Below are 16,672 nucleotides of genomic sequence, written 5' to 3'. Positions count from 1 at the left end.
TTCTTATGAAAAACACAGTGAATACGCGTTTGAAATTCAGTTTTTATATGCTGTTTGCGATAGGTATATTGGTCATTGCTTTTATCGCTTCGATGATGTTGGGACAAGCTCATATCACGTTACACACGATTTGGCGCGCACTATTCGACTACGATGCTACAAACCAAGCACATAATATTATAGTAGAAATTAGATTGCCACGCGATATCGGTGCGCTGATTGTTGGGATGGCATTGGCTGTTTCAGGTGCCGTTATACAAGGTGTTACGAAGAACGGACTCGCAGACCCAAGTTTAATTGGTTTAAACGCTGGGGCTGCGTTTGCTTTAGCGGCTACTTTTGTATTTTATCCAGAAGCGCCGTTTTTTATTGTCATTTTATTAAGTTTTATGGGAGCCGTCGTTGGTGGTGTGTTAGTGCTCTTGGTGGGTGCATCTAGACGAGGCGGATATCAACCAATGCGATTGATATTGGCTGGAGCTGCAATTAGCGCATTGTTGACTGCACTCAGTCAAGGGTTGGCTTTAACGTACAGATTAAATCAATCGATTAATTTTTGGAATGCCGGCGGTATATCTAGTACAACATGGCAACATTTATATATTAGCGTGCCATTAGTTGTGACTGTAACGTGTATTCTCATGTTAATGCGTCGCCAACTTACGATTTTAAGTTTAGGTGATGCTATCGCCAAAGGATTAGGTCAAAACACGATGCGCATCAGTATCGTGGCTTTATTGTTAACGATGCTTTTAGCAGGTATATCAGTAGCCATGGTCGGACAAATTGCATTTGTAGGGCTTATTATTCCACATTTAGTTCGGTTTTTAGTTGGAACAGATTATGAAAAAATATTACCACTTTCAGCCTTGTTTGGCGGTGCACTCGTGTTAATTGCAGATATCATTGCAAGATTATTAGGCGAAGCACCAATGAGTGCAATTATTGCATTTATCGGTGTACCGTTCTTCTTATATTTAATTAAGAAAGGAGGTCGTCTCATTTGATTGCTCAAAAAGTAAAACAAAAACGACGCCTTTCATTAATGGTCACAGGTTTCATTTTAATCGCTTCGATGATTGTGAGTTTAACGACCGGAGAATTTCCTATAACACTGCGTCAAATAGGGGAATCAATTATCGGACAAGGTAATCCAGCTAATCAACTTGTGCTTTTTGAATTTCGTATCCCACGTTTAATTGTGACATTATGCGCTGGTGTAGCACTAAGTCTAAGTGGCGCGATATTACAAAGTGTCACACGGAATGGACTTGCTGAACCTGGCATCTTAGGCATTAATGCGGGAAGCGGTTTTGCCATTGCATTATTTATAGCAATTGGACGTATCAATGCTGAAGATTTTGTATATATGTTACCGATTGTCAGTTTGTTTGGTGGATTAGTCGTTATGCTTTTCATTTTTTATTTTAGCTATGAAGGTGAAAAAGGGTTATCCCCAACAAGTATGGTTTTAGTAGGTGTTGGGTTGTCTGCAGCACTTTCAGGTGGTGCCTTAACTTTAATTTCCTCTTTTGATCGAAGTCAATCTGAATTTATTTCGACATGGTTTGCAGGAAATATCTGGGGGGATACATGGCCATTTGTATATGCTTTTGTACCATGGCTTGTTATCGTTATTCCAATAGTGTTAAGTAAATCAGAAATACTTAATATTTTAAATACAAGTGACTCGATTGCGTTAGGATTAGGAGTATCACTTAAACGAGAGCGTCTCTTTTTAGTTTTTATCGCTGTATTATTATCATCAGTAGCAGTATCTATCGTAGGGGCAATTGGATTTATCGGATTAATGGCACCACATATTGCACGTACAATGATCGGTCCAAGGCATCAGAGCTTTTTACCACTTGCGATGATGATAGGTGGGGTGCTTTTAGTGGTATCAGACACAGTTGGTCAAAATTTAGTTCAACCAAATGGTTTACCCGCAGGTATTGTTGTGGCGATTATTGGCGCACCTTATTTTCTCTATTTAATGTATAAAGTGCGTGGTGTTTAGTATTGAACAATTCAAACGTCGTGTTATGACTTGAAACAGTGGCATCGTATCATGTGTTTATCTGTTTCTAAATAAAATTTAATGAGGTAACTCTAAGCAATTCCATAGAAATTATGTTAAAATGAATGTAATTATTATGAGGTGCAAATTCAGGAGGACAAGCGATGCAACAATTAATTCAAAAACATGTGTTGAACGGTGAATTTTCAGCTGTTAAGAGCTTAATGTCCGCGACTGATTTCTTAGCTTTTGAAGAAGCGTATATTTCAAGTGCGCATGAAGACGAAAGTGTAATGTATTATACGTGTCTTCTAGATATGATTAAACAAGAAGAAACGTCAGAAATTCATGACCTTGCGTTTTTACTCCTTGTATATCCTCTAAGTGATGTACCAGGTGCACTAGATGCAGCCTACTATCATGCCAAGTCATCAATTACTTTGACTGAAGGAAAAGAAGTTAAAAGCTTACTTCAAATGTTATTACTTCATGCGATTCCTGAACCAGTCATTTCGGATAAGAAAGCTTTTGATATTGCAAAACAAATATTAAAAATTGACCCTGAAAACAAAGTAGCGCGTAATGTATTGAAAGAAACAGCGAAACGCATGGATCAAGTCGTTGTAGATATTGGCGATTTGAGTCATTATAAAGATGCAAAATAAATTTTTTAATAGGAACGTTATTACATGATTGATCTGCCCACAAAGCCAGTTGCTATGTGGGCAGTTTTTATATCTAAAATTATACGAGACTATGCTTTAAAAGATAATATGATGGCATTTTTGAGTTATTGCGCTTTATTTTGCACAATATGTCATGTATAATGTGCAAGTTATCTCAAAAAGGGGGGGAGTGTATGGAAAACAATCACTCACGTATCATTATGATTGTCTTTTTAATCGGGGCATTTTTTATGATTTTGAATGAAACATTATTAAATATTGCGCTTCAGGAATTAATGAATTATTTCGACATTTCTCGAACAACCGTTCAATGGATGGCTAGTGGTTTCATGATGATAATGGGAATTGTCTCCCCATTGTCAGCGTTAATCATTCAATGGTTTTCGACAAGACGGCTGTTTTTAGGATTGATTGCTATTTTTACAATCGGATCTTTAATAGCCGGTACAGCTATGAATTTTCCATTGTTGTTAACTGGAAGAATGGTGCAAGCCATAGGTACAGGGTTAATGATTCCACTCATTATGAATGCAATGTTACTCTTATTTGATGAATCTGTACGTGGGAAAGTAATGGGCACATTCGGGTTTGTCATTATGTTTGCACCAGCCTTAGGACCGACATTATCTGGGTTTATTGTTGATTATCTCGGTTGGCGTTGGCTTTTTTTTAGCGTTGTGCCATTTATGCTCTTTACGTTTATATTTGCTGTTATCTTCTTAAAAAATGTTGGGGAAGTGACACGTCCTAAAATCGATGTGTGGTCGGTGGTATTGTCAACGCTAGGGATTACTGCTGTCATTTTTAGTGTTTCAAAAATGGGGTCAACAGAAGGCGCACTTTTAAATCCAATTATTTTTATTCCATTAATTGTAGGATTGATATGTGTTGTATGCTTTATACGACGCCAATATCTATTGGAAGAACCCATTCTTGATTTTAGAGTATTACAATATCATAACTATACGAAAGGGATGATTATTTTTGTCATTGTTATTATGACGATGTTTGCATCTGAAATCGTCATGCCTATGTATTTACAGGGACCAATGGGCTTTTCTGCTAAAATTGCAGGATTGATTTTACTTCCAGGAGCCATTTTAAATGGAATCCTTTCTCCATTTATGGGAGGATTATTTGATAAATACGGACCGCGTAAATTAGTGGTACCTGGTTTGATGTTATTACTAGCTGTGGCTGGATTTTATACAACGATTCACCCTGGATTGTCTGTATTAACATTTGTGTTTGCTTATATCATTTTAATGATTGGCATTGCTGCCATCATGATGCCGGCAAGCACGAATGGTTTGAATGCATTACCGAAAGAAAAATATCCACATGGTACAGCAATATTTAACGTATTACAACCCGTAGCAGGTGCAACAGGCATCGCGATTTTTGTGGGAATTGTTACGGGTGTTCAAAATGTGAAAGTAGCGGGTCAGTCTAATGTTACGAAAGCTATTAAAGATGAAGCGATGACTTTAGGCATGCATATAGCGTATGATGTCGCTCTTGCACTGCTTGTTATTGCTCTATTTATTGCTTGGACTTTGACGAATGCGTCAAAAGAAAGAAAAAATTTGAATTTAACTGCTGAAAAGTCTTAATAAACTTCAATATTTAAATTGATGGAATTGAAATATGTATATATATTCGTGTTTTATAGTTAAATCATTTTTATTATACAGTGATTTGTATATTTACATTGTTGAAAATCATTTTATTATATCAATAAACGCTGTAGCTTCAAGGGCTACAGCGTTTTTATTTGGCTCTGTTCATTTGAAATAAAACGTATAATGTGGTTTAATGTTTAACGTGTTTTGCAAATGAGGAGGTCAAAACAGATGCACAAATATTCTGAAGCAATTAAAATTGCTTTTGCTTACGTTGGCGTAGTCGTAGGTGCAGGTTTTTCGACAGGTCAAGAAGTAAAACAATTCTTTAGTATGTACGGCGTTTATTCTTATATTGGAGTGATTATCTCAGGGCTCATTTTAACATTTATTGGTCGCCAGGTAGCCAAAATCGGTACAGCCTTTGATGCGAACAATCACGAATCCACACTAGAATATCTGTTCGGCAGAAAGTTAGGATTGATAATTGATTATATTTTAATTTTATCGCTTTATGCAGTAACAATAACAATGATTGCTGGTGCAGGATCCACATTTTTTGAAAGTTATGGTGTGCCAGTATGGTTAGGCGCATTAATAATGTGTATTCTCGTATTTCTAACATTGTTGATGGACTTCAATAAAATTGTAGGAGCTTTAGGTGTTGTAACACCAATATTGATTATTTTAGTCGTTATTATAGCTGCCACGTATTTATTTAAAGGCTCTATTGGTTTTTCAGAAATCAATAGTGTCGTTGAAAAACCAAGCTTAATTCAAGGAATATGGAATGGTTTTAATTACGGTGGTTTAGCATTTGCAGTTGGTTTTAGTACACTTGTAGCAATTGGTGGCGACGCTTCTAAACGTAAAGTATCTGGTTTAGGAGGTCTTGTTGGTGGTGTGGTATACCTGATCTTACTTGGATTAATCAATTTTGCGTTGCAATCTGAATATCCAAGCATTAAAGATTCAGCGATACCAACACTTGTTTTAGCAGGCCAAATTTCACCTGTTTTAACATTTGTATTTTCAATCGTGATGCTTGCGGTAATGTATAATACGATTTTAGGTCTATCGTATTCGTTCGCAGCACGTTTTACTAAACCTTACACTAAAAAATATTATGTAATGATTAGCATTATTATGCCTGTGGCATATGCGTTAAGTTTTGTAGGATTTGAGGGACTTATCGCATTTGTTTATCCGATGATGGGTGTCATTGGTTTGTTTATAGTCATTGCTGTAATGGTAAAATATTTCTATAGAAAATCTCAAGATAAGAAATACATTGCTTAATTCATAAGGTATGATAAAATTTTTCCGAAAGGGAAGATTGTTATGAAAAATCGTAAAATGCGTTGGCTTGTGATTGCATGTATCATCTTACTCGTCATAGCCGGCTTAATTGTCGGCTATTTTTTGGAGACAAAAAAATCACAAGATGCTTCACACAAGAAGAAAGTAGCCATTCAAAATCATAATGTCACGGCACTCACCGATATCACCTATATGAGAAGTTTGCCTAATAGTCAGTTAGATATTTTAATGCCAAAAAATATTAGTGCAAATGAAAAACTACCAGTTATATTTTGGGCTCATGGGGGTGGCTTTATTGCAGGGGATAAACAGTATAAAAACCCCTTGCTCGCAAATATTGTTGAGCGTGGGTATGTGGTTGTCAATGTGAACTATGCATTAGCACCTGAATACCAGTATCCAACACCACTCATTCAAATGGACAAAGCCGTTGATTTTATTAAAGCCAATAAACATAAATTGCCAGTAGATATGAATCAAGTCATATTCGGTGGTGATTCAGCTGGTGCTCAAATTAATAGTCAGTTTACGGCAATTCAAACAAACGATGAACTAAGAAATGCGATGGGATTTAAGCAACAAGTGACGCCTAATCATATCAAAGCAGCGATTTTTTTCGGCGGCTTTTATAATATGCATACAGTTCGTGAAACAGAATTTCCACGAATAGATTTATTTATGCGGAGCTATACTGGGGCAAAAGATTGGGAAAATAATACGAAAACAATCAATCAGATGTCAACAGAGCGACAAATCACATCAAAATTTCCTTCAACTTATCTCTCAGTAGGCGATGCTGATCCATTTCGCTCACAAAACGATTCTTTTTCACATGCCTTAAAAGCACAGCAGGTTCCAGTAGATACCTTGTTTTATAATCATTCGCATCATTTAAAACATCAATATCAATTTCATTTAGAAAAACCAGAATCACGTGAAAATATTCGTAGAGTATTAAGTTTTTTAAGTAGAAATACGACGCAACAAAATTTAAAATCAGATATTGATGAAGCGCCACAAACGGATATTAATTTAAATCCATATGAAGAAATGCCTTAATGAGAGTCATGTAGCATGTGGATGGGAAAAGTCATCTCATTTGACAGTCATTAAAATAAAGCCCTTGAAATTCATGTCTCATGTGATGAATTTCGAGGGCTTATTGAATGACTATCCAATGGCAAATTGTAGATAAAGTAGGGTGACTTTTATAGGTGGGTATTTTAATCATCCAATGTTAAAATAAAGACGACTTAATGGACGATGTATGCCATCATATATTCATTAAAATAACGATTGTCAATCTTAAGGGTATGTTGCATTTCACCCTCTACTTTAAATCCTGCGCGTTTATACAGTCGAATTGCACTTGAATTTTCGGTTACAACTGTTAATTCAATACGTGTCATTTGATGATCGCGACACCATTTTTTACATGCATCTAAAAGTGCTTGACCGATACCGAAGCCTTGTTCTTGATTTAAGACACCCATAGAAATTCTTGCTTTATGCTCAATACGATGGAGTTTTTTTGAGACAATGGTAATATAGCCTACCAGCATGTCACTTTTTTCGGCTACAAGAATAGCTAAATGAGGAGAAGTGATGACTTCTTCAAGGTTTGAAATGGCATATTCTAAAGAAGGTACATACTCGCCAGGATCGTATAGCATGAAGTCTGATTCATCATATACCTTTTGCATTAAAGTGGTAAAAGCTTCTACGTCGTTTATACTAATTTCTCTAATGTTTAAAGACATGCTTTCAACTCCATTTTTTATAAATTAACGTCCCATTAAAAGGGAATAAGATACCATCATTTATTGTAGCGTACTTTACCATGTATAGGAAGTTATTAGAAAGGGGCAACACTATGCGACTCAAAATTTTACTTGCAGGCGGCACAGGTACAATTGGTAAATCTTTAATCGAAGCATTAACACCCGATTATGATGTTTATACAATGTCTAAATATCCCAAAAAGCATTCTCAGCAACATGTTAATTGGATCAAAGGAGATATTTATAATTACTATGATGTAAAAAAAGCGATGGAAGAGATCGATATTGCGGTATTTTTTATTGATCCTACAAAGCATTCAGCCAAAATGACGCGCGCCCTTGCGAAAGAGCTCAATATTATCGCAGCAGATAATTTTGCTAGAGCTGCAAAAATTTGTCATGTGCATGAAATACTATATGTGCGCGGTAGTAAATTTGATCAAGAAACCATCACACAATTACAATCACATGGGGTACACGTTCGTCCGACAAGTAAACGCATCAATAGACCACATATATCGGTGGAGTTTCAAGCGGCGAAATATGATGATATTCGGATTGCACATCATATTCCAAAACCGCCACACTGGGATATGGAAACATTTATTGATGAAATGGCACATTGGTTATCACAAACAACCGGCACACGCGCCAAAATCGTTAGAGAAGGAAATTGTTTTAAGTTTTACAAAAAGAAAAATAACAAATTATTGTTTGAATTTGAACTTGAACGCATTGATCATCACTACTATCGACTTGTGGCGATAGACAGTTCGATTTCTTATACAAAAGAAGGGAAACGCGCGTGTGTTGAATTTAGATATATTCCACAATTCAATTGGATTATTGTCCATTTATTCGACTATATCCCGCGCGCATTTTGGCCCATTGCTTATATGATACAGGTGCCGTTTTATCAAATGCTCATTCGAGGGTTTGATTCGAAGTGTCGTATTCAAACCCTCCAACACCGACAAATGAACGGTGAGCCTATAAGTTACACAAAAAATGATGATAAGTCATAAATTTAGGTGCGGTGGCATCTACGCTTATTCTATTGAAAAGATGCTAGTAAACATAAGTTTTAGTCATTAGGTTGTAGCGTTTTTTCATACATTTATTAAAAGCATTCTGCAAAAATACAAATGGTTTTTAATGTGCATACGCCAATTGAAAACCTATAAGTAATGTGTAACGCATTTAAACGATGATTAAACATAGTTATAACCTTTGAAATCCGAGTTGGATTGTCAAAGGTTTTTTGTTTCATTGGTAAAACACTTGTATATCGGTCATGCTCAATTTGACATTTTCAAACAAGGAGAAGGGTAAAAAAGAGAAGTCAAGGGGCTATTCATCATTACAACTTTTGGTGTTTTGATAACTTTTTGTTATCAACTATACATTTGGTTATAACTATAATCGATTCATTCATATTTGATAATGAAATTTTTGTATTAGGATAGATTGTCTTCAATTAAGAGGGTTAAAGTAGCAACGCAAGCATCCTTAATGTGAAAATTTTACGAAAGTTTGCTTCAAATGGTAGGCATGTCACGAAATTAAGGCGATAATAAATTAGAAATGTTAAGGTTTTGTAAATTTAATTGTAGATATGTAAAATTTATGCTATTTTCAAATAGGATTATGAAATTTTAGTGAAAACGTATCGTTTCAATCATTTCTTTCACTTAAAAGATTAAGATGGGGAGTTTCACTAAAAAAGTTAACAAAGATTTAACATTGATTTATAATAAAATAAACAATGTATTTACAAATGGGATAGGACGACAGTTGAACGGAGGATTTCAAATGATTAGGAAAAAAAAGGATAAGTTTATGGAGCGCTTAGAGGATATGATTTATAACCTTGATCGCGCTGCTGTAGAATTCGGTAAAATGGATTTCAACACTCATTTAGACCTACGTACATATGCAGATAATATCAAAACGTATGAGTCTCATGGTGACGATTTAATGCACCAAGTTATTACGGATTTAAATCAAACTTTCATCACACCAATTGAGCGTGAAGATATTATGTCATTATGTAATGCAATTGATGATGTTTTAGATGCAATGGAGGAAACATCTGCAATGTTTGAAATGTATTCAATTGAATACACAGATGAGTTTATGGCCGAATTTGTAGAAAATATCCAAAAAGCCATTGGAGAAATGAAATTAGCCATTGGATTAATGTCAGAGAAAAAGCTATCTCACATGCGTGTACATTCAATTAATATTAAAGAATTTGAAACAAATTGTGATGGTATTTTACGTCAATCAATTAAACATATCTTTAATAGCGAAACAGATCCTGTTACTTTAATTAAAATTAAAGACATCTATGAAAGTTTAGAAAATATTGCTGACCGTTGTCAGACAGTAGCGAACAATTTTGAAACAATAATCATGAAAAATAGCTAAGGAGTATCTATCTTATGGAATTTTTAGTGCTGATAACGGTGGCTATTGTCATATTTTCACTAGTGTTTGATTTTATTAATGGCTTTCATGACACCGCTAATGCTGTAGCCACTGCAGTTTCTACGCGTGCATTAACGCCAAGACATGCGATTTTATTAGCGGCAATTATGAACTTTATTGGTGCCTTAACTTTTACGGGTGTAGCAACTACGATTACGAAAGATATTGTTGATCCATTCACAATTCACAATGGATTAGTTGTAGTGTTAGCAGCGATTTTGGCGGCAATTGTTTGGAACTTGGTAACATGGTATTTTGGGATTCCTAGTTCGTCGTCTCACGCGCTAATTGGGGCAATCGCTGGATCAGCGGTTGCTTCAGCAGGTTCATTTAGTATTTTACACTTTCAAGGGTTTACGAAAATCGTTTTAGTATTATTATTATCACCAGTCATCGCTTTTATCGTCGGGTTTACGATTTATTCAATTGTAAAAAAAGTGTTTAAAAATGCGAATCTTGCACGAACGAATCAAAACTTCCGATTTTTCCAAATTTTTACAGCAGCGCTGCAATCTTTTTCTCACGGTACAAATGATGCTCAAAAGTCAATGGGGATTATTACGATGGCATTGATCGTAGCCAATCTTCAATCAGACGTAGAGCCTGCATTATGGGTTAAAATTTCATGTGCTGCAGCAATGGGGCTCGGAACCGCAGTTGGTGGTTGGCGTATTATTAAAACAGTCGGTGGAAACATTATGAAAATTCGTCCTGCCAATGGTGCAGCTGCAGACCTTTCTTCTGCATTGACAATTTTCACAGCATCTTATCTTCACTTTCCACTCTCAACGACACACGTTGTATCCTCATCTATTTTAGGTGTAGGCTCAGCTAATAGAATTAAAGGTGTGCATTGGAATACAGCAAAACGCATGATTGTGACATGGGTGATTACCTTACCGATTACTGCAATTATTGCAGCTATATTCTATTTCATTTTAAACCTCTTTATTTAAAAGATAACGAAGTGTTTGCACGCTAAGAATTAGAATAAGGCAGTGACCTTAATTAAAATAGCCAACATAGTTTGATATGCGCCCTATAAAGTAGACACTTAAAAAGTGAAAACTTTATAGGGCGTTTTTGTATGAGGAAAAGTAAACTAACACTTGAGCAATATCACCAAATCTTTCGTTTATATGAAAAAGGATATTCCTTTCAAGCTATTATCGAAAAGCTCAATCTAGATATCGATAAATCTGTATTATCGCATGCTTACAATAAATATATTAATCATGGTGTAGACTCTTTGTTAATTCGGAGAACACACCATACTTATACGGCAGAGTTTAAAAAAAGGTTATTGAAGAACATTTAGTTAGCGGAAAATCCATGAGTTCAATTGCAGCTAAATATAATATACCCTCTCGTGAAACTGTACGAAAATGGATAATTAAGTATACTGAAGGAAAAGAGAATAAAAATTATTCTCCTATTCCGGAGGTCTATAGTATGAAATCAAAAAATACAACACTTGAAGAGCGTATAGAAATTGTAAAATATTGCTTGAATAACGGATTGAATTATAAAGAGACAGCTAAGCACTTTAATATCAAATATTCTCAAATATATGCTTGGGTAAAAAAATATCGCGAACATGGTGAATCAGGGCTTTATGATGGACGAGGGAAAGGTAAGCCAACTGAAATTTTAAGCACAGAAGAACAATTAAAATTGAAAGTCAAAGAATTACAGTCAAAAAATAAATTTCTTGAAATGGAAAATGAAGCTTTAAAAAAGAAAAAACAAATCGAAAGGCAGTTGATGAATCAAAAGTACGACACATAGCCTCTTATATGACAGTAGACGAACTTAAACATCAATACCCTATAAAATGGTTGTGTAAAACTTTAAGCATATATAGATCAAGTTATTATAAGTGGTTAAATCGAGAAACCCCAAGTCTAGAAATTGAAAACGAGAAATTAAAAGAAGAAATTTTTCATGTTTTCAATTTATCGGGTGGTACCTACGGTTATAGAAGGATTTATATGCATCTAAGATTATTCACTGATTTTCAGGTTAATCATAAAAGAGTACAATGTATCACTCAAAAATATCACATTAAAGCTTTAATTCGACAAAAAAAGAAAAAATATGTGTCTAGCACGCCCGAAACAACAGCTTCAAACGTGTTAAATAGAGAGTTCAAAATAGATGAGGCTAACAAAATTTGGTTAACTGACGTAACAGAGTTTAAATTAAGAAATGGTCAAAAATTATATTTGAGTGCAATATACGATTTAGGCTCTAAAAAAGTTATTAGCCATGAAATTTCAAAAAGAAACGATAACGAATTAGTATTCAAAACCTTCGACAAAGCTAAGATAAATAATAACCCTCAAGGTATTCTTTTTCATAGTGATAGAGTATTCCAATACACAAGTAGAAAGTTTCAAAAAAGGCTTAATGAAACTGGCATAATTCAAAGTATGTCAAGAGTAAGTAGGTGTATTGATAACGGTCCAATGGAATGCTTCTGGGGAGTATTCAAATCGGAGATATTTAAAAGTAAGAAATACATTTTCAAGGATTTTAAGCACGCCAAGAATAAAATTAATAATTACAGCAAATTTTTTAATGAGGATAGAATCTCATTAAAAATGGCTGCACTTATAGAAGCGCAACCTAGTAACTAACTTTTGTTTTTTCGTGTCTATATTACAGGGTGATATTCACAATAAGAATTCCTATTTTAATAATTAAGTCAATCACGTCTATCAAGAACAGTATTTAAATCAGGAATTTTATGCGTTTATATACTATTGTTAATCCAATTTTGTTTTAAAAGCCCCATCATATGGCTATCAGTGTAGGTGCCTCTAGTAAAGAAATGTTCCTTTAATGTGCCCTCAATTTCAAAATTATATTTTTGATAAATATGAATGGCTTTTTCATTTTTAACATCTACGTATAAATAAACCTTATGCAAATTCAAAATAAAAAAGGCATAATCTATCGCTTGCTTAAAAGCTTCTTTGGCGTAACCCTTTCCTGCGAATTGTTCATCCACAATGATTTGAATTTCACAGTTTCGATGAATAAAGTTAATTTCTACAAGTTCTACAATCCCAACTTTTTCATTTTCAGCTTCTATAATAAATCGACGTTCAGATTCATCTAAAATATGTTTTTGATATAACGATTTGAGTTCCCCTAAAGACTCATAAGGTTCTTCAAACCAATAGGCCATCGTCGCATGTTGATTATTTAACTGATGAATAAAGTTTAAATCTGTTTCTTCAAGCGCTCTAATTCTCATATAGATTCCTCCATTAGGATTGATTTAAGAAAACTTATTGGAGCCACTTTGTAAATTCCTTTTGGGTAATTTTTGAAATAATCACCCATCAACTTGAATCATTTTAATCAAATTATCATCTCCTCAAGAAACAATGCGTCATAAAACACATAGTTTCCCTTAATGTATGTTAAAACATTTTCTATAGATCTATATTTACTAAATTCACTATGTTACAATCACAAAGTTACTCTAGTAAGATATATAATAATATATTCAAATACTTATATATAACACACCTTTATTATCACTTTTTATTTATTATTTTGCAACATGTTATGATATTCTATAAAAAAAGAGGTGAACCAATGAATAAGAAAACTTTCGATAAATTATTAAAAGATTAGTATAGTTTAAATTCCCCTCTTATTATTTTTAGAAGAAAAACTGAAGAAAACATATGAAGTCGTACATCAATTTTAGAGTCATTAAAATCATATAATATAAAGCACCTACACCACGTACTATATCAATCGAAGAATCTAAGTATATCAAAGGGGACTTAGACGTGTTATTAATACATTAATTAAGTATTTACCATACATATTAAACACAATCCAATACTCTCATTTGATCAACGGTCCAATCGAAGGTATCAACAATAAAATTTTAATTATTTCAAGAACATTTGTGAGTGAATACAAAAAACGTACAAAGTAACAACAACCTGTTACTTTGTACGTTATCTCTTCACCAACCGACGTTGACAAAGAACCTCTTTTTATAATACAATTTTTCCTTTTTAATGGATATAATTATAAGATGACGCGATTGACGCTGGAATCGTGCGATAATCTGGTGTCCCTGGCGGCGTATTATAATTTGTTTCAGAAATTAAGATGCTGCCATCAGGATTCACACGTTCAACATAAGCGACATGACCGACCGGCCCTTCATAATTTTGCATAATAGAGCCCACAGTTGGATTGTGATCTACAACGTACCCGTCAGCAGCTGCGTTTGCTGCCCAGTGATCAGCATTCCACCAATATGTACTAATGGGTTGACCTGCTTCTGCACGTTTGTTAAATACGTGCCAAGTACATTGACCCCAATCGTAAAGGTTTTGGTGGTTGAAAGTAGGTGATGTATAACCACCATTTGATGTAGGAGTTGTACCTGTTGGTGCGCCAGAAGCTGTTGAAGCATTGCCACCAGAACCACCAGGAATTGTCAATGTTTGATTAGGGAAAATAAGGTAGCCATTTAATTGATTGGCATTCATAATATCTTGTGCAGTAACACCGTATTGCGCCGCGATTAAGTCTAATGACTCGCCAGCACGTACCGTATGTGTATTGCCTTGAGTGGCATTCGGTGTATTATTTGCTGTTTGGTTATTGTTTCCAGAACCAATCGAAAGCACTTGGCCAGGGAAAATGATATGGTTGGATAAGTTGTTATCTTGCGTTAATTGATCTACAGATACCCCATATTGTTGTGCGATAGACCAAATCGATTCACCTGACTGTACTGTATGTTGCGTAGAAGCTTCAGCATCTTGGTGTGCAAGAATGGCTGCTGCTCCAGAAGTGAATGTAAGTGCGAATGCGAACTTCTTCAAAATATTGCCCCCTTATATCCTTAATTTTTTATTAAGTGACTTTAAGTATTAGATTCCATTTCATGGTAACAAAAATTAAAGTCAATGTGTGGGTTGTTACAAAGGTGTAATATTGTGACAAACTTAGTCTATTTGAAAAAAGCTTTGGATAGGTTGAAAGATAAGACTTTAGACCTATACCCTATTTTAAAGTTCGTTAAATATTAAAATGGTTGTAATAATTCATTAACTGTTTTAGCATATACATATTATAATGGGTTGGCGAGGAGGTTAGTCCATGTCAGTGCACACACATCAATCGAACGTAAAAAAATATCCGTTTCAATACGGTGAAGTGTGGTTGTTTTTTATGTATTATTGGGTGGTGTTTGGAATATCTGCGTATTTTGGACAGTTCTTACCATTTACATGGCGACAACCTTTATCTATCGCACTGTTAATACTTATTCTACTTACAATGGTAGTGCAACGGGAACGGTTTAGTGGTCTAATGATGTCACACATTTACACTATTGTATCTGGGCTGTTATCTTATGCGATGTTTACAGTTGCGTTAAAGGACCTAGGGCCAGACATCTTCTTTAAAACAATCCTATTAGCAATCGTTGGTTTTATCATTTTTGGCTTGATAGGCTTCTTTTTAATTAAAGATGCGTCAAGTTTAGGTAACTATTTATTCGTTGTGTTTTTAGCGTTAATTGTTGCAAGTTTAGTTGGTTGGTTCATTCATAATCCTATTTATCATACGTTCTTATCTGTAGTAGGATTGTTGCTTTTTTTACTTTATACATTGTATGATTTTAATAGAATGAAAAGAGGTGCTTATACACCTCGAGAAATGGGTTTCAATTTATTCCTAAATCTCTTTAGAATGATGCGTTACGTGTTGAACTTGGCACGTTACATACGTCGATAAAAAATTAATACCGTTTAAGTTACCACTGGAAGTGCCGTCAATTAGCGGCTGAGATTAAAATAGTGATTTTAAAATTCCTGTACCTGATCCAGATAATGCTGGCGTAGGAAAGTGGCATACGATTCATGGTTTTTATGCTACTTTTCTATGTTTAGAAAAGTAGTATTTTTTTTGAGGAAGTGACAATATGTTGATTGTGATTACCCCCTTTGAAATATTGAATAAAAACCACCACGAGCGTTTACTACGTATGGCGCCCTATATCGAAGGCGTGTTATTACGGACACCGATGCCTGAAAAAGATTTGATAGGATGGATTGAACATGTAATCGCACAGGGTTTCCCAAAAGAAAAACTCATTATTCATTCAAATACGACGTTGGCACAAACTTTAAATGTCAAACGGATTCATTTTCGAGAATTTCAAATTCCTAATGATTTTTCACCTTTAGGTTGGCATGTGAGTATGTCTGTTCATTCTGAAAAAGCTATTCACTATGCAATAAAGAGAGGTGTAGCATGGGGATTATATGGACATTTATTCCAGTCTGATTCAAAACCAGGTCTTAGTCCAAGAACGAAAAAAGAAGTAGTCAATGCGCTACATACACCGTTACCTCTTGTAGCAGTGGGGGGGATTGATTCAACGACGGTGGTCAATGTCCCACACCATTTTATTGGAATTGCAATGATACGTGCAGCGTTTCATCAAGATTTATCGCATATCATAAATATCGCAAATCAATGGTTAACACGAAGGAGGTGAGTCTTATGAGTTTAAATATTAACGGAGATGCCTTTGAAATAGATAGGCTTATGACGATTGCAGAATTGATTGAATGCTTAGAAATCGAAGGTAAACGTATTGCAATCGAACTTAATGGACAAGTAATTAAACGGTCATTATGGCCCACGTATACATTGTCAGATAATGATCAAATTGAAATTTTAGAATTTGTAGGAGGGGGATAA

15 protein-coding genes, 2 pseudogenes and 1 riboswitch are annotated in these 16,672 nt (G+C 34.8%); of the genes and pseudogenes, 14 read left to right on the top strand and 3 right to left on the bottom strand.

Annotation, left to right across the window (positions count from 1 at the left end; genetic code table 11):
• The first annotated feature begins 5 nt into the window (after positions 1-5).
• The 6 genes from SHYC_RS10200 (at position 6) to SHYC_RS10175 (ending at position 6,707) form a co-directional block, all read left to right on the top strand.
• Entirely contained in the window at positions 6-1,007 is a 1,002-nt protein-coding gene (locus tag SHYC_RS10200) for a FecCD family ABC transporter permease (protein WP_039646875.1), read from the top strand.
• Positions 1,004-2,020: a FecCD family ABC transporter permease gene (locus SHYC_RS10195; RefSeq protein ID WP_039646873.1), complete on the top strand. Its 1,017-nt coding sequence runs from the start codon at positions 1,004-1,006 to the stop codon at positions 2,018-2,020. Before SHYC_RS10200 ends, SHYC_RS10195 begins: the two co-directional genes overlap by 4 nt.
• Positions 2,021-2,184: 164 nt before the next feature.
• Entirely contained in the window at positions 2,185-2,685 is a 501-nt protein-coding gene (locus SHYC_RS10190; RefSeq protein WP_039646871.1) for a hypothetical protein, read from the top strand.
• Positions 2,686-2,879: 194 nt separating this feature from the next.
• Positions 2,880-4,319 carry an MDR family MFS transporter gene (locus SHYC_RS10185; protein WP_039646869.1) on the top strand — a complete coding sequence of 480 codons (1,440 nt, stop codon included), beginning with the start codon at positions 2,880-2,882 and terminating at the stop codon, positions 4,317-4,319.
• 240 nt (positions 4,320-4,559) lie between these two features.
• The gene (locus SHYC_RS10180) at positions 4,560-5,627 is read left to right on the top strand and encodes a YkvI family membrane protein (RefSeq protein ID WP_039646867.1); all 1,068 of its coding nucleotides are present in this window, start codon (positions 4,560-4,562) and stop codon (positions 5,625-5,627) included.
• Positions 5,628-5,669: 42 nt separating this feature from the next.
• The gene (locus SHYC_RS10175) at positions 5,670-6,707 is read left to right on the top strand and encodes an alpha/beta hydrolase (protein WP_039646866.1); all 1,038 of its coding nucleotides are present in this window, start codon (positions 5,670-5,672) and stop codon (positions 6,705-6,707) included.
• Between the two features lie 194 nt (positions 6,708-6,901).
• Here SHYC_RS10175 and SHYC_RS10170 read toward each other — a convergent pair whose 3' ends face one another.
• Positions 6,902-7,408 (bottom strand): GNAT family N-acetyltransferase, encoded by a 507-nt coding sequence (locus SHYC_RS10170; protein ID WP_039646864.1) that lies wholly within the window; start codon positions 7,406-7,408, stop codon positions 6,902-6,904.
• 113 nt (positions 7,409-7,521) lie between these two features.
• On the opposite strand from SHYC_RS10170, the gene SHYC_RS10165 reads away from it, so the two are divergent.
• The 4 genes and pseudogenes from SHYC_RS10165 to SHYC_RS12645 all read left to right on the top strand — a co-directional run bounded on the left by SHYC_RS10165 (position 7,522) and on the right by SHYC_RS12645 (position 12,558).
• Positions 7,522-8,454, top strand: a complete 933-nt coding sequence (locus SHYC_RS10165) for an NAD(P)H-binding protein (RefSeq protein ID WP_039646862.1) — start codon at positions 7,522-7,524, stop codon at positions 8,452-8,454.
• Positions 8,455-9,241: 787 nt separating this feature from the next.
• Positions 9,242-9,859, top strand: coding sequence for a DUF47 domain-containing protein (locus tag SHYC_RS10160; RefSeq protein ID WP_039646860.1), 618 nt, complete (start codon positions 9,242-9,244; stop codon positions 9,857-9,859).
• Positions 9,860-9,873: 14 nt separating this feature from the next.
• Positions 9,874-10,875: an inorganic phosphate transporter gene (locus tag SHYC_RS10155; protein WP_039646857.1), complete on the top strand. Its 1,002-nt coding sequence runs from the start codon at positions 9,874-9,876 to the stop codon at positions 10,873-10,875.
• Positions 10,876-11,006: 131 nt separating this feature from the next.
• Positions 11,007-12,558: pseudogene (locus SHYC_RS12645) on the top strand (IS3 family transposase).
• Positions 12,559-12,674: 116 nt separating this feature from the next.
• On the opposite strand, the gene SHYC_RS10140 reads toward SHYC_RS12645, so the two are convergent.
• Positions 12,675-13,181: a GNAT family N-acetyltransferase gene (locus SHYC_RS10140; protein ID WP_039646855.1), complete on the bottom strand. Its 507-nt coding sequence runs from the start codon at positions 13,179-13,181 to the stop codon at positions 12,675-12,677.
• Between the two features lie 537 nt (positions 13,182-13,718).
• Between SHYC_RS10140 and SHYC_RS12165 the strand changes: the two are divergent.
• Positions 13,719-13,844 (top strand): annotated as a pseudogene (locus SHYC_RS12165) (transposase); the annotation flags it as partial.
• Positions 13,845-13,962: 118 nt separating this feature from the next.
• Here the strand turns inward: SHYC_RS12165 and SHYC_RS10135 are convergent.
• Complete coding sequence (locus tag SHYC_RS10135; RefSeq protein WP_039646854.1) at positions 13,963-14,784, bottom strand: LysM peptidoglycan-binding domain-containing protein; 822 nt, start codon at positions 14,782-14,784, stop codon at positions 13,963-13,965.
• A 277-nt stretch (positions 14,785-15,061) separates the two neighbouring features.
• On the opposite strand from SHYC_RS10135, the gene SHYC_RS10130 reads away from it, so the two are divergent.
• The 3 genes from SHYC_RS10130 to thiS all read left to right on the top strand — a co-directional run bounded on the left by SHYC_RS10130 (position 15,062) and on the right by thiS (position 16,672).
• The gene (locus SHYC_RS10130) at positions 15,062-15,700 is read left to right on the top strand and encodes a Bax inhibitor-1/YccA family protein (RefSeq protein WP_039646852.1); all 639 of its coding nucleotides are present in this window, start codon (positions 15,062-15,064) and stop codon (positions 15,698-15,700) included.
• Between the two features lie 17 nt (positions 15,701-15,717).
• Positions 15,718-15,827: riboswitch (TPP riboswitch) on the top strand.
• Positions 15,828-15,887: 60 nt separating this feature from the next.
• Positions 15,888-16,466, top strand: coding sequence for a thiamine phosphate synthase (locus SHYC_RS10125; protein ID WP_039646850.1), 579 nt, complete (start codon positions 15,888-15,890; stop codon positions 16,464-16,466).
• A 5-nt stretch (positions 16,467-16,471) separates the two neighbouring features.
• Positions 16,472-16,672: a sulfur carrier protein ThiS gene (gene thiS, locus SHYC_RS10120; RefSeq protein ID WP_039646848.1), complete on the top strand. Its 201-nt coding sequence runs from the start codon at positions 16,472-16,474 to the stop codon at positions 16,670-16,672.

This window comes from Staphylococcus hyicus (genome assembly GCF_000816085.1).
Taxonomy (GTDB): Bacteria; Bacillota; Bacilli; order Staphylococcales; family Staphylococcaceae; genus Staphylococcus; species Staphylococcus hyicus.
This window is presented reverse-complemented; position numbering and strand designations above follow the sequence as displayed.

Bases quoted from the DNA above. Each gene is read 5' to 3' on its own strand.
- SHYC_RS10165 (WP_039646862.1), top strand. From the start codon at position 7,522: ATGCGACTCAAAATTTTACTTGCAGGCGGCACAGGTACAATTGGTAAA.
- SHYC_RS10130 (WP_039646852.1), top strand. From the start codon at position 15,062: ATGTCAGTGCACACACATCAATCGAACGTAAAAAAATATCCGTTTCAA.
- SHYC_RS10185 (WP_039646869.1), top strand. From the start codon at position 2,880: ATGGAAAACAATCACTCACGTATCATTATGATTGTCTTTTTAATCGGG.
- SHYC_RS10175 (WP_039646866.1), top strand. From the start codon at position 5,670: ATGAAAAATCGTAAAATGCGTTGGCTTGTGATTGCATGTATCATCTTA.
- SHYC_RS10155 (WP_039646857.1), top strand. From the start codon at position 9,874: ATGGAATTTTTAGTGCTGATAACGGTGGCTATTGTCATATTTTCACTA.
- SHYC_RS10160 (WP_039646860.1), top strand. From the start codon at position 9,242: ATGATTAGGAAAAAAAAGGATAAGTTTATGGAGCGCTTAGAGGATATG.
- thiS (WP_039646848.1), top strand. From the start codon at position 16,472: ATGAGTTTAAATATTAACGGAGATGCCTTTGAAATAGATAGGCTTATG.
- SHYC_RS10180 (WP_039646867.1), top strand. From the start codon at position 4,560: ATGCACAAATATTCTGAAGCAATTAAAATTGCTTTTGCTTACGTTGGC.
- SHYC_RS10190 (WP_039646871.1), top strand. From the start codon at position 2,185: ATGCAACAATTAATTCAAAAACATGTGTTGAACGGTGAATTTTCAGCT.
- SHYC_RS10125 (WP_039646850.1), top strand. From the start codon at position 15,888: ATGTTGATTGTGATTACCCCCTTTGAAATATTGAATAAAAACCACCAC.
- SHYC_RS10140 (WP_039646855.1), bottom strand. From the start codon at position 13,181: ATGAGAATTAGAGCGCTTGAAGAAACAGATTTAAACTTTATTCATCAG.
- SHYC_RS10170 (WP_039646864.1), bottom strand. From the start codon at position 7,408: ATGTCTTTAAACATTAGAGAAATTAGTATAAACGACGTAGAAGCTTTT.
- SHYC_RS10200 (WP_039646875.1), top strand. From the start codon at position 6: ATGAAAAACACAGTGAATACGCGTTTGAAATTCAGTTTTTATATGCTG.